This is a genomic window from Streptomyces vastus, from assembly GCF_039532825.1.
GTDB classification, from domain to species: Bacteria; Actinomycetota; Actinomycetes; order Streptomycetales; family Streptomycetaceae; genus Streptomyces; species Streptomyces vastus.
The window spans coordinates 399,939-411,983 of the sequence record NZ_BAAASJ010000125.1 but is presented as its reverse complement, the minus strand read 5'-3'; the positions used below and the strand labels follow the sequence as shown (position 1 = coordinate 411,983).

Annotated in this window: 12 protein-coding genes; 6 read left to right on the top strand and 6 right to left on the bottom strand. The window is 69.3% G+C overall.

Translation table 11 applies throughout. The annotated features are described in order from the left end of the window. Positions 1 to 187: 187 nt before the first annotated feature. Complete coding sequence (locus ABD357_RS44220; RefSeq protein WP_344397531.1) at positions 188 to 817, bottom strand: MBL fold metallo-hydrolase; 630 nt, start codon at positions 815 to 817, stop codon at positions 188 to 190. Further along, entirely contained in the window at positions 817 to 1,905 is a 1,089-nt protein-coding gene (locus ABD357_RS44215; protein WP_344397529.1) for an S-(hydroxymethyl)mycothiol dehydrogenase, read from the bottom strand. The genes ABD357_RS44220 and ABD357_RS44215 overlap by 1 nt, the downstream gene beginning before the upstream one ends. Before the next feature lie 404 nt (positions 1,906 to 2,309). Here ABD357_RS44215 and ABD357_RS44210 point away from each other — a divergent pair, with 404 nt between their 5' ends. Continuing rightward, entirely contained in the window at positions 2,310 to 2,486 is a 177-nt protein-coding gene (locus tag ABD357_RS44210; RefSeq protein ID WP_344397526.1) for a hypothetical protein, read from the top strand. 59 nt (positions 2,487 to 2,545) lie between these two features. Continuing rightward, positions 2,546 to 3,049 carry a GNAT family N-acetyltransferase gene (locus ABD357_RS44205; protein ID WP_344397524.1) on the top strand — a complete coding sequence of 168 codons (504 nt, stop codon included), beginning with the start codon at positions 2,546 to 2,548 and terminating at the stop codon, positions 3,047 to 3,049. 163 nt (positions 3,050 to 3,212) lie between these two features. Here ABD357_RS44205 and ABD357_RS44200 read toward each other — a convergent pair whose 3' ends face one another. Together ABD357_RS44200 and ABD357_RS44195 are read right to left on the bottom strand one after the other, a co-directional pair. Beyond that, positions 3,213 to 4,064, bottom strand: a complete 852-nt coding sequence (locus ABD357_RS44200) for an alpha/beta fold hydrolase (protein ID WP_344397522.1) — start codon at positions 4,062 to 4,064, stop codon at positions 3,213 to 3,215. Between the two features lie 64 nt (positions 4,065 to 4,128). Next, positions 4,129 to 5,472: an amidase gene (locus tag ABD357_RS44195; protein ID WP_344397519.1), complete on the bottom strand. Its 1,344-nt coding sequence runs from the start codon at positions 5,470 to 5,472 to the stop codon at positions 4,129 to 4,131. 395 nt (positions 5,473 to 5,867) lie between these two features. On the opposite strand from ABD357_RS44195, the gene ABD357_RS44190 reads away from it, so the two are divergent. Next, the gene (locus tag ABD357_RS44190) at positions 5,868 to 6,638 is read left to right on the top strand and encodes a DUF4142 domain-containing protein (protein WP_344397517.1); all 771 of its coding nucleotides are present in this window, start codon (positions 5,868 to 5,870) and stop codon (positions 6,636 to 6,638) included. A gap of 80 nt (positions 6,639 to 6,718) precedes the next feature. Here the strand turns inward: ABD357_RS44190 and ABD357_RS44185 are convergent, their stop codons facing one another. Both ABD357_RS44185 and ABD357_RS44180 read right to left on the bottom strand, forming a co-directional pair. Beyond that, entirely contained in the window at positions 6,719 to 7,249 is a 531-nt protein-coding gene (locus tag ABD357_RS44185; protein ID WP_344397515.1) for a MarR family winged helix-turn-helix transcriptional regulator, read from the bottom strand. A 129-nt stretch (positions 7,250 to 7,378) separates the two neighbouring features. Then, complete coding sequence (locus tag ABD357_RS44180; protein ID WP_344397513.1) at positions 7,379 to 8,101, bottom strand: FadR/GntR family transcriptional regulator; 723 nt, start codon at positions 8,099 to 8,101, stop codon at positions 7,379 to 7,381. A 163-nt stretch (positions 8,102 to 8,264) separates the two neighbouring features. On the opposite strand from ABD357_RS44180, the gene ABD357_RS44175 reads away from it, so the two are divergent. From ABD357_RS44175 to ABD357_RS44165, 3 genes are read left to right on the top strand one after another with little or no spacing between them, the layout of a single operon-like run. Further along, a complete protein-coding gene (locus ABD357_RS44175) occupies positions 8,265 to 9,341 on the top strand; it encodes a sugar ABC transporter substrate-binding protein (protein ID WP_344397511.1) in 1,077 nt (358 codons plus the stop codon). Further along, complete coding sequence (locus ABD357_RS44170) at positions 9,338 to 10,873, top strand: sugar ABC transporter ATP-binding protein (protein ID WP_344397509.1); 1,536 nt, start codon at positions 9,338 to 9,340, stop codon at positions 10,871 to 10,873. The genes ABD357_RS44175 and ABD357_RS44170 overlap by 4 nt, the downstream gene beginning before the upstream one ends. After that, complete coding sequence (locus tag ABD357_RS44165) at positions 10,866 to 11,903, top strand: ABC transporter permease (RefSeq protein ID WP_344397507.1); 1,038 nt, start codon at positions 10,866 to 10,868, stop codon at positions 11,901 to 11,903. Before ABD357_RS44170 ends, ABD357_RS44165 begins: the two co-directional genes overlap by 8 nt. Positions 11,904 to 12,045 lie beyond the last annotated feature (142 nt).

Below are 12,045 nucleotides of genomic sequence, written 5' to 3'. Positions count from 1 at the left end.
TGAATAGCGAACCGAGTGCACCCCACGGCCGTTCCAAGCGAGCGCGGCCTCAGGGCAGCCTTGGTGAAGTCCGGTGCGGTCCGCGCCCCGTAAGGGGCGCGGGGCTGGATCAATTTGCGGCTCCGCCGCGTGGGCGCGACCAGTCACAACGGAACCGCAGATCAGAACCGCAGTTCCAGCGGAGCGCTTAGTGGCCCCGGTCCATCCACTCCTTCAGGTGCGGGGCCTCGGCGCCGATCGTCGTGGAGTCGCCGTGGCCGGTACGGGCCTCCGTCTCGGGCGGCAGGGTCAGCAGCCGGTCGCGGATGGAGTCGATGATCGTCGGGAAGTGGGAGAAGGAGCGTCCCGTCGCGCCCGGCCCGCCCTGGAAAAGCGTGTCGCCCGTGAAGACGGTGCCCAGCTGCGGGGCGTGCAGGCAGACGGCGCCCGGGGCGTGACCCGGGGTGTGCAGCACGGTCAGGTCCGTGCCGGCCACCGACAGCCGCTGCCCATCGGTCAGTTCACCGTCCGGCAGGCGGTTCGGGTGGGTCTGCTTCCACAGCGGGAGGTCGTCGGGGTGGAGGAGGATCGGGGCGCCGGTGCGGGCGGCCAGGGCGGGGGCCGCGTCGATGTGGTCGTTGTGCGCGTGCGTGCAGACGACGGCCACGAGCCGGCGGTCGCCGATCGCCTCGGCGATGGCGTCGGCGTCATGGGCGGCGTCGATCACTATGGCCGCGGAGTCGTCGCCCACGATCCATACGTTGTTGTCGACGTCCCACGTACCGCCGTCCAGGCTGAACGTGCCGGAGGTGACCAGGTGCTCGATACGGGCGGCCATCACAGCACCACCACCGAACGCAGCACGTCGCCCTGGTGCATCCGGTCGAAGGCCTGCTCCACCGCTCCCAGCTCGATCGTCTCCGTGACGAACGCCGCCAGGTCGAGGCGCCCCTGCTGGTGCAGGTCGACCAGCATCGGGAAGTCACGCGAGGGCAGACAGTCCCCGTACCAGGAGGACTTGAGCGCGCCGCCCCGGCCGAAGACGTCCAGCAACGGCAACTCCAGCTTCATGTCCGGTGTCGGGACGCCGACCAGGACCACCGTACCCGCAAGATCGCGGGCGTAGAACGCCTGCTTGTACGTCTCCGGGCGGCCCACCGCCTCGATGACCACGTCCGCCCCGAAGCCGCCGGTCAGTTCGCGGATGGCCTCGACCGGGTCGGTCTCCTTCGAGTTCACCGTGTGGGTGGCGCCCATCGTCCGGGCCGTGGCCAGCTTTTTGTCGTCGATGTCGACGGCGATGATTCGCGCCGCGCCGGCCAGCTGGGCCCCGGCGATCGCCGCGTCGCCCACGCCGCCGCAGCCGATGACCGCCACCGAGTCGCCACGTGTCACCGAACCGGTGTTGATGGCTGCGCCGATCCCGGCCATCACCCCACAGCCGAGCAGACCCGCGACCGCGGGGGACACCGACGGGTCCACCTTGGTGCACTGACCGGCCGCGACCAGGGTCTTCTCCGCGAATGCACCGATCCCCAGGGCGGGCGAGAGCTCCGTGCCGTCTTCCAGGGTCATCTTCTGCTTGGCGTTGTGCGTGTCGAAGCAGTACCAGGGCCGCCCGCGCAGACAGGCCCGGCAACGGCCGCACACCGCACGCCAGTTGAGGATCACGAAGTCGCCGGGCGCCACCTCGGTCACGCCCTCGCCGACCGACTCCACGATCCCGGCGGCCTCGTGGCCGAGAAGGAACGGATACTCGTCGCTGATACCGCCCTGCTTGTAGTGCAGGTCTGTGTGGCAGACCCCGCAGGCCTGCACCTGGACCACGGCTTCGCCCGGACCCGGATCCGGAACCAGGATCGTGCGGACCTCAACCGGCTCGTTCTTACCGGGGGCGATGACACCCCGTACCTGCTGGGCGGCCATGTCGGGCTCCTTCGCGTGAAAGTGGCGCGTTTGATCATGTTGGCACAGAGCCGGACGGCTGGCTCCGTGCCTGTGGACAACCAGTGGCGGACCAAGGGAGGCTGGTGTGCTTGAAGTCCGGTTTGTCGCAGAACGACTCGAAACAGTTACCTTTTGTTTTCAGCCCCATCGAGCGGACCCCCGCTCATCTGTGTACCCTGTACCGGAACGGACAGCATAATTGGGTCCCACCCACACCCACGGTCCGTCCCGGGACAAGCCGGTCACCACGGCCTGCTCTCACTTGAGTTACCGGCGCCACCGCGTCCGTACTGCCTGTAATCCAGACCCGAGCGGGCGTCAGGTGACCGGTAGTAGACCGGCCTGCATGCCCTGAGGGTGATCCGACACATAAGGAGTGCGCGGTGACACCGGAGACGAAGAACAGCGATCAGCGCCCCAAGGAACGCACGGAGCGCGGAGCCAGCGGGCCCGAGGACATGCTCGGCAGCCTCGAAGTGTGGTCCAGGTCCGCCCCGATCCGCCTGGCGGGTTACGAGGACGACCTCGCGGAACCGCACATCCTGCCCAGCGTGGACTGAAGCGTTCCCCGAGGGATCAGCGCGATCGCTGACGGCATGGGCGTGCCAGACTCACGCCCATGCTGATCAGAGAAGCCGCGGCCGACGACTGGCCGCGGATTTGGCCTTTCTGGCACCGCATCGTCGCCGCCGCCGAGACCTACGCCTGGGATCCGGCCATCTCTGAAGAGGACGCCCGCGCCCTGTGGATGGCACCGGGCAAACGCGTGTACGTTGCCGAGGACGCCACCGGAGCGGTCGTCGGCTCGGCCTATGTCACGCCCAACTACGGCGGCCCCGCGGCCCGTATCGCCAACGCCGGCTTCATGGTCGACCCGGACCACGCGGGCCGCGGCATCGGCCGCCGCCTCGCCGAACACATCCTGGCCACGGCGCAGGACGAGGGATACCGGGGCATGGTTTTCAACGCCGTCGTGGAGACGAACCCCGCTGTGCACCTGTGGACGTCGCTCGGCTTCACGATCCTGGGCACGGTTCCGGAGGCGTTCGAGCATCCGCGGCATGGGCTGGTGGGGCTGCACATCATGTACCGGCCGCTCGACGCTCCGCTGGGTGCGGTTTGAAGGTGCGGGTGCGTTGTGGCTGGTCGCTCCCCCACTCTCGGCTTCGCTCTAGCGGGGGGACCCCCATCGCGGCGGAGCCGCTGGTGTCACAGCCCCGCGCCCCCAAGAGGCCTGCGGCCTCCTTGGGGGCGCGGTACCGCAACCGACTCGCAAGTCCGCTTAGTCAGCCGCGGTTCCGGGCGAGGAATGCCCCGACCGTCCCTGCGAAGCTCTCCGGATCGTCGAGCCACGGGAAGTGGCCGGCGCCCGGCTGGACGGCCACTTCCGCATGGCGGAACAGCCGAGCGATGGCGGTGGCCACGCGGGGGAGAGGGCCGCTGTCCAGCTCACCGGCCATGAGCAGGACCGGGGCGCGCAACGCGGCGATGGCTGCGCGCGTGATCGCGGGGTCGAAGGCGCCGGGCGAGGCGTAGAGCTCCCCGGCCTTCTCGTTGCTCTGTGCCACGTCCAGCGTGGCATGTGCCTGGGCCGCTGCGTCCCAACGGCCGTAGAAGTACGGCGCGATGGCGTCCCAGTCGGCGTCGTTCGCGGTGCCGGCCAAGGACGCCTCGAAGGAGACGCGGGTGGCAGCGAACCATGGCTCGGCCGAGCGTAGGGCGGCAGCCTCCCGACGGTGCTCTTCAGTGAATTCGACGCCGAGTGCGCGGGCCCGGGCGGTGATCAGCGAGAGGCTCCGTACGCGCTCGGGGTGCCCGGCAGCGTAGAGCAGGGCGAGGTCTCCGGCCGCCGAGTGCGCGAGCACGTCGATGTGCTCCGGGCCGAGGTGGCGGCGCAGGGCCTCAACATCGGATACCTGGCGGTCGCAGCGGTACGTGCCCGGGTCGACCGGGATCGCGGAGTCACCCGTGCCCCGAAGGTCGAGCAGGACCAGTTGCCGATGCCTCGAAAGGCCGCCGAGATCGCCCAGGTAGACGGAGGCCCGCATGGGGCCGCCGGGCAGACAGAGCAGCGGTTCGCCCTCGCCCACGATGTGATAGGCGAGTTCGGTTCCGTCGTCGGCGGCGAAGGCAGGCATGGCGGCATCCTGATCCGCGGGAGACGACCCCAGCAAGGGGTTTACGACCCCCTGCTACACCCTTCTATGCCAGCGGCGCCGTGCGTCGCCACGGCTGCAGCTCCTCCAACTGCCCGGCCAGTTCAAGGAGTTCGGCCTCCGAACCGGGCCGCCCCACCAGCTGTACGGCGCACGGGGCACCCGACGGCAGGGTTCCGAACGGCACCGCCATCGCCGGCCAGCCCGTCAGGTTCCACGGCGGAGTCAGCGGCGAGTAGTTCGTGTTGGCCAGCAGATTGCGCAGCCAGCCGCGCTCGTGCCAGTCCGCGGCGGCGGGCCCCCGCCGGGCGAGTGCCGGAGTGAGCAGGATGTCATGTTCCGCGAAGAACGGCTCCATACGTCTGCGCAACTGATCTCTGCGCGCACCACCGCGCACCGAGCCCACGAAGCGGCGCCCCACAGCCGCGTGCACACGTGTCCGTCGCGTGAGCTGTCGCGGGTCGAGGCCCTCCGCGTCCACCGCCGTTCCCGCCGTCCAGTGCGCGAGCGAGGTCGTGCCCAGCCACAGGGGGTACGGCGGGTCGGCCCGCCGTACCCGATGACCCGCCTCGGCCAGCAGTTGAGCCGCCTGACGGGCCGCGGTCGCGTAGGGGCGGCTGATCGTGACGCCGACCAGTGGGCTGCGTACGGAGACGGCGACCGCGTGCGTGACGGGCTCGGCCGCGCGTACGACATCGGTGGCGGCCAGTACCGAGAACATCAGCCGGGCGTCCTCGACCGTCGTCGCCAGCGGACCGTTCTCCGACATGCCGAACCAGTCGCCGTTGCCGATGTCCGCCGGGACCGTGCCGAAGCCCGGCTTGAGACCTACCAGCCCGCAGTTGGCGGCCGGTATCCGCAGCGAGCCCATCCCGTCGTTGCCCAGAGCGATGGGCACCATCCCGGCGGCGACCGCGGCCGCGCTGCCGCCGGACGAGCCGCCCGCCGTGCGCGTGGTGTCCCACGGGTTGCGGGCGGTGCCGTGCACGCCCTCCGTGGTGCCGAAGACGCAGAGTTCCGGCACGTTCGTCAGGCCCACGACGACCGCGCCCGCCGCACGCAGCCGGGCCACCGTGACATGGTCCTGGTCGGCCGGGGTCTCGGAAGTCGCGGCGGAACCGAGGCGGGTCGACTCGCCCCGTACGGCCAGGTTGTCCTTGACCGCCACCGGCACGCCCGCCAGGGGGAGTCCGGCCAGATCGGCGCAGGCCGCCACCTCGTCGGCCTCGGCGAGGGCCGCCGCCGCGCGCAGCCGGCGGAAGGCGCCCACGCGGGCGTCGAGCAGTTCGATCCGCGCGAGGTGCTCGACCACGACCTCACGGGGCGTGACCCGCTTCTCACGTACGGCTGCGGCGATCTCGACGGCGGTCCGGCCTGCCCAGCTGGTCACAGAGGCTCCTTCTGTACGGATGACGCGTGAACTTACTCACTGGTATGAGGAGCACTGTGCCCTGGTAGGGACGCCACGTCGAGGGGCTGTCGGGCCCGGGCGGCCAATGACTGCCGACCAGTTGACCTGCGTCTACTCGGCACCGTCGGCCGGTGGAGAGGCCGCCACGGAGGTGCGCGACGGCGGCACTCGGCAGCGTGTGCCGCCGGGGTCGCGGATTGCGCGGTGGCGCGGGCCCACACGTATCGTGCGGTTTCGCGCTGTATCGCTGACAGGTTTTAAACGTGTGTGACACGAATCACACGGCGGGCGGTAAAATTTACCCGGTGCAATGATCGCTCCACCGGATTCGTCCGTACCTTCTGGCGTCAGCGCCAGTCACGCCAGGAGGATCTATGCGCATATCACGGAACATAGCGGGAACTGTTTTCGTGGTCGGCGGCATGACGATGACGATCGCCGCACTCGCCTACCCGGCGATGCTGGGCATCGAGAACACGTCCGCGAACCAGGAGCGTGTCATCGCCAACACCCGTTACGGGCCGCTGACGGAGGCAGACCGCGACTTCGTGGTGAAGGTGCGCGCGGCAGGCTTGTGGGAGTACCCCCTTGGTGAGTTGGCCATGGAGCGTGGCACGACGCCGGCGATGAAGGAGGCCGGCGAGCACCTGGTCGTCGGGCACGGCGGCCTCGACGTGATGTGCCGTCAGATCGCCCCGGAGCTCGGCATCACGCTGCCCAACCAGGCGTCCCCGCAGCAGCAGCAGTTCGTGGCGACCGTGGACGGGAGCTCGGGCAAGCAGTTCGACTCCACCGCGGTCAGCATCATGCGCGTGACGCATGGTCAGATCTTCCCGACCATCGCCAAGATCCGCGCGTCCACGCAGAACAGCCTGATTCGTCAGCTCGCCGACCTGGCCAATGCCACGGTCCTCGACCACATGACGATTCTGGAGAAGACGGAGCTGGTGAACTTCGAGCAGAACAACTTCCAGCAGACCGCTCCGCCGAAGCTTCCCAAGGACAACACCACTCCGCCCCCGCCTGCGCCGGGAGCGCCGGTCCTGGCCCTCAAACCGCGTCCGGACCTGAACATCAAGACGCCCGGCCCGCCGACGCCCGGGACGTCGGCCAACTCGACGTCCAACCCGACGTTGGGTGAGTGACAGCTGGTGGCCGCCCTCGGCCCGTACGAGGGCGGCCACACACCTGCGGCACAAAGGGTCCCGCACCGGCGGCACAGAGTTCAGGCTCCGCGTCCCAGCTCGACGTCCGCCCAGCTCAGTGGCTGGGACTCGGGATAGTCCGCCGGGGCGGGAGGTTCCCCGCCGGCCTCGTTGAAGGCGGTGAGCGCCTCGATGAGATCCACCCGCTGCTGGGGATCGAGCCGTTTGACGATCTCGGCGAGGTCGGCGCGACGCCGGGCCATGACCTCCCGTACCGTGCGCCGGCCCTCGCCGGTCAGCCCCAGCAGGGTCACCCGGCGATCGGCGGGACTGGTCTGCCGGTCGGCGAGACCTGCCGCGATGAGCCGGTCCACCATGCGCATGGCCGTGGAAGGCGCCACATGAAGCAGGTCGGCCAGGGCGATCAGTTTGGTGGCGCCGTGCGTCGACAGCACGACCAGCATCCGGAACTGCGGGAGCGTCACCCGCTCCTCGACCGCGGACAGTGAGCGGGCGGACACCGAGACGAGCAACCTCGACGCGGTCAGCACCGCGCGGGTCACCTCGTCGACGTCGTCCACACCCCTCACGGGTGCCTCACGCTCCGGCATGGGTCCTTTCTATCGCGTCGATCCACTTGAGTCCTCAAGGAGACGAAACGATTTTCGTCTCCCTTGACCCTCACAGCCGCCCCGGCGATACCCCGTACGGGCATCACAGGCCCGGCGTGTCACGCCCCGCTACTGACTGAGCTGGGTCCGCAGCCACTCTTCCACCTCGCCCACATGCGCGGCGGCAGCCGCCCGGGCCGCCTCCGGATCATGGGCGACGAGCGCGCGATGGATCGCCGCATGCTCGCGGCGGGTGCGCGCGAAGGCGCCTTCCTCCTGATAGCCCCGCCAGACCCGGGCGCGGAACGTACGCGAGGACAGGCCCTCCAGGATCGCCGCCATCGTGTCGTTGCCCGCCGCCGCAACGATCGCGCGGTGGAACGCCAGGTCGTGGGCGAGGATCTCCTCCGGGTCGTCCGTCGCGTGCATGGCGGCCAAGTGCTTCTCGACCTCGGCGAGTTCACCGGGAGTGATCCGAGCGGCAGCCAGTGCCGTCGCCGTCGACTCCAGGATCCGCCGCACCTCCAGCAGCTCCACCAGCTGGGGTCCACGGGAGAGATCGGCGACCACACCGAAGGTCTCCAGCAGGTCACCGGCTTCCAGCTGCGTGACGTAGATACCCGACCCGTGCCGGGCTTCCAGCACCCCCAGGACGGTCAGCGCGCGGATCGCCTCGCGCATCGAGCTGCGCGAGATGCCCAGCTGGACCGCCAGCTCACGCTCGGTCGGCAGCCGCGCACCCGGCTCAAGCCGCCCCTCGGCGATCATCGCCTTGATCTGCTCGATGGCGCGCTGCGTCACGGTGCCCTTCTGCGGTGCGGGCTCCGTCTGCCTGGGCAGGATCTCGTCCACGCCACTCCTCCTGTCACCGGGTGTGCCGCAGTCTAATCAGCTCAGTGGTCCGACCACTACGCTCAAAATGGCGGAAGTTTGCTGTCTGAGGGTGTTGTCAGGGGGAAGTGGTCTGATAAATATGCGGGCACCTGCTCGATCTCGCTCGATGAGGAGCCGACGGATGAGTCGTCAGACAGCCGGTACGAGACTGCGGAAGAGGCGGATCCCCCTGCGAACGGCGGCTGCGGCAGCCTGCGCCACCCTCGTGCTCGCGGCATGCGGCAGCACCGAGGACAGCGTCGCCTCCGGTGGCGAGGGCGGCGGCGAAGGCAAGGTCGGGGTGATCCTGCCCCTGCTGACCTCGCCGTTCTGGCAGTCGTACAACGACTACGTGCCGAAGATGGCGAAGTCCGAGGACGTGGACGCCCTCAAGACCGTCAACTCCAACAGCGACCCCTCGCAGCAGATCACCGACATCAACAATCAGCTCAACCAGGGCGTGAAGGGCCTCGTCGTGGCCCCCCTGGACAGTGCCGCGATCTCCGCCGGGCTCGACCAGGCCGAACGCAAGGGCGTGCCCGTGGTCGCCGTCGACGTGGCGCCCGAGAAGGGCAAGGTCGCGATGGTCGTCCGCGCCAACAACGTCGCGTACGGCGAGAAGGCCTGCGAGTACCTCGGCAAGCAGATCCCCTCCGGCAAGGTCGTACAGATCATGGGCGACCTCGCCTCGGTCAACGGCCGCGACCGCTCCGAGGCGTTCCGCTCCTGCGTCAAGAAGAACTACCCGAAACTGAAGGTCCTGGAGATCCCCGCCAAGTGGGAGTCCGACACCGCGGCCTCCAAGCTGGACACCCTGCTGAACGCCAACCCCGACATCAAGGGCATCTACATGCAGGCGGGCGGCGTCTACCTGGCGCCGACGCTGCAGACCCTCAAGTCGAAGGGGATGCTGAAGGCGGCGGGCCAGTCGGGCCACATCGCGATCGTCTCGAACGACGGCATCCCGCAGGAATACGAAGCCATCCGCAAGGGCGAGATCGACGCGACCGTCTCGCAGCCCGCCGACCTGTACGCCAAGTACGGCATGTACTACATCAAGGCGGCGATGCAGGGGAAGACGTTCAAGCCGGGTCCGACCGACCACGGCTCCACGATCGTCAAACTGCCGAGCGGCATCCTCGAGGACCAGCTGCCCGCACCCCTGGTCACCAAGGAGAACGTCGACGATCCGAAGCTGTGGGGGAACACGGTCGGATGAGCACACCACTCGTGGAGGCGCGGGGGATCACCAAGCGGTACGGTCCCACCGTCGCCCTCCAAGACGGTCAGCTCACCGTCCTCCCCGGCGAGTCCCATGCCCTCGTGGGCCGCAACGGCGCGGGCAAGTCCACGCTCGTCACGATCCTCACCGGACTCCAGGCCGCCGACGAGGGCACCGTCCGCTTCGACGGCGAGCCCGCGCCCGCGCTCGCCGACCGGGACGCCTGGCGGCGCAAGGTGGCCTGCGTCTACCAGAGGCCCACGGTGGTCCCGGAGTTGACGGTCGCCGAGAACCTCTTCATCAACCGGCAGCCCCTCGGGCGCGGCGGCTTCATCAGCTGGCGCCGGCTGAAGGACCAGGCGGCCGAGGTCCTGCAGACCTGGGACGTGCACGTCGACCCGGAGGCGCGTACCGCCGATCTCAAGGTCGAGGACCGGCAAATGGTCGAGATCGCCCGGGCGTTGAGCTTCGGCGCCCGGTTCATCGTCCTCGACGAGCCCACCGCACAGCTCGACAACCGGGAGATCGAGCGCCTCTTCACGCGTATGCGCGCGCTCCAGGAGTCCGGCGTCACGTTCCTGTTCATCTCGCATCACCTCCAGGAGGTGTACGAGGTGTGCCAGACCGTCACGGTGCTGCGCGACGCGCGCTGGATCACCACGGCACCGGTCGCCGAACTCCCGCGCGGCGCGCTGGTGGAGGCGATGGCGGGGGAGGCGGTCGCCGAACAGCAGGCGGCTGCCGCGGACGCGGTGCTGGAACACGCGGACGCCGTGCTGGAGGACAACGGTGCCGACGCGCCGGTCGTGCTGGAGGCGAAGGGCCTGACCTCCGACACGTACGAGAACGTCGACCTGACGGTCCGCCGCGGCGAGGTCGTCGGCCTCGCCGGTTCCAGCGCCAGCGGGAAGATCACGCTCGCCGAGTCCTTCGCCGGACTGCACACCCCCACCTCGGGAACCGCGCTTCTGGACGGCACGCCGCTGCCGTTCGGCGATGTCCAGGGAGCGCTGAAGGCCGGCGTCGGCTGCGTCCCGCGCGACCGGCACGGCCAGGGGCTCGTCTTCGGGATGACCATCGGCGACAACGCCACCATGAGCATCCTGGACCGGCTCGGGAAGTACGGGTTCGTGGGCACCGCCCGCAAGCGTGGCCTCGCCACCGAACTGATCGACCGGCTGGACATCCACACCGAGGGCCCCGACCAGCCCGTCTCCGACCTCTCCGGAGGCAACGCGCAGAAGGTCGTCATGGCCCGCGCCCTCGCCTCCGACCCACGGCTTCTCGTCCTCATCAACCCCACCGCGGGAGTCGACGTGAAGTCCAAGGAGTCCCTGCTCGCCCGCATGGACTCGGCGCGCGACGACGGAACCGCCGTCCTCGTCGTCTCCGACGAACTCGACGATCTGCGCCGCTGCGACCGCGTCCTCGTCCTCTTCCACGGCCGCGTCGTGGCCGAGCACCCCGCGGGCTGGCGCGACCACGAGCTCATAGCATCCATAGAAGGAGTGGATCAGGACCATGGCTGACACGAAGGCCCCGTCGGCCTCGCCCGCCACCTCCAAACAGCCGGTGAAGAACAGCGCCAACGCCAAGTCCGTATTCCTGCGAAGGGCTCGCGAACTCGCCCTCGTACCGGCTCTGTTGCTGCTGCTCGTCCTCGGGGCGTTCGTCAACGACTCGTTCCTCACCGAGCGCAACCTGATCTCGATCCTCGGGGCCTCCGCGGCGCTCGCGATGGTCGTGCTCGCCGAGTCACTGGTTCTGATCACCGGCAAGTTCGACCTGTCGCTGGAGTCGGTCGTCGGCATCGCGCCCGCCGTCGGCGCGCTGCTGGTGCTGCCCGCCGCGGCCTCCGGCTGGGGTACCGACCTCCCGGCGGGGCTCGCCCTGCTCGCGATCCTCGGCGTGGGCGCGGTCATCGGCGGCTTCAACGGCATCCTCGTGGTGAAGCTCAAGCTCAACGCGTTCATCGTGACGCTCGCGATGCTGATCGTCCTGCGGGGTCTGCTGGTTGGCGCGACCAAGGGCAAGACGCTGTTCGGCATGCCCGACGCCTTCTACACGCTGGCCACCACCACCTTCCTGACGGTGCCCATCTCGGTGTGGCTGGCGGCGGCGGCGTTCGGTGCCGCGGGCCTCATGCTCAGGTACCACCGCTGGGGGCGCGCCCTGTACGCGATCGGCGGCAACGCGGACGCGGCGCGCGCGGCCGGTATCCGGGTCGAGCGCGTGATGCTCGGCGTGTTCATCATCGCCGGGGCACTCGCCGCGGTCGGCGGGCTGATGCAGACCGGCTACGTCGGCGCGATCAACGCCAACCAGGGCCAGAACATGATCTTCACGGTGTTCGCCGCCGCGGTCATCGGCGGGATCAGCCTCGACGGCGGCAAGGGCACGATGTTCGGCGCCCTTACGGGCGTCCTCCTTCTTGGCGTCGTCCAGAACCTGCTCACCCTTGCTCAGGTTCCGTCCTTCTGGATCCAGGCCATTTACGGAGGAATCATTCTGGTTGCCCTCATGATCGCCCGTGTGACCACCGGCCGTGCGCAGGACTAAGCACGGTTTGCAGCTGCGGGTTCGTCGTGGCTGGTCGCTCCTCCACTCTCGGCTGCGCTCGAGCGGGGGGACCCCCATCGCGGCGGAGCCGCATATGTCACAGCCCCGCGCCCCTAGAGGCCTGCGGCCTCCTTAGGGGCGC

What these genes read in the sequence shown, in the direction of transcription:
- ABD357_RS44220 (WP_344397531.1), bottom strand. Translation starts at nt 817, where the DNA reads ATGGCCGCCCGTATCGAGCACCTGGTCACCTCCGGCACGTTCAGCCTG.
- ABD357_RS44215 (WP_344397529.1), bottom strand. Translation starts at nt 1,905, where the DNA reads ATGGCCGCCCAGCAGGTACGGGGTGTCATCGCCCCCGGTAAGAACGAG.
- ABD357_RS44205 (WP_344397524.1), top strand. Translation starts at nt 2,546, where the DNA reads ATGCTGATCAGAGAAGCCGCGGCCGACGACTGGCCGCGGATTTGGCCT.
- ABD357_RS44200 (WP_344397522.1), bottom strand. Translation starts at nt 4,064, where the DNA reads ATGCCTGCCTTCGCCGCCGACGACGGAACCGAACTCGCCTATCACATC.
- ABD357_RS44190 (WP_344397517.1), top strand. Translation starts at nt 5,868, where the DNA reads ATGCGCATATCACGGAACATAGCGGGAACTGTTTTCGTGGTCGGCGGC.
- ABD357_RS44185 (WP_344397515.1), bottom strand. Translation starts at nt 7,249, where the DNA reads ATGCCGGAGCGTGAGGCACCCGTGAGGGGTGTGGACGACGTCGACGAG.
- ABD357_RS44175 (WP_344397511.1), top strand. Translation starts at nt 8,265, where the DNA reads ATGAGTCGTCAGACAGCCGGTACGAGACTGCGGAAGAGGCGGATCCCC.
- ABD357_RS44170 (WP_344397509.1), top strand. Translation starts at nt 9,338, where the DNA reads ATGAGCACACCACTCGTGGAGGCGCGGGGGATCACCAAGCGGTACGGT.
- ABD357_RS44165 (WP_344397507.1), top strand. Translation starts at nt 10,866, where the DNA reads ATGGCTGACACGAAGGCCCCGTCGGCCTCGCCCGCCACCTCCAAACAG.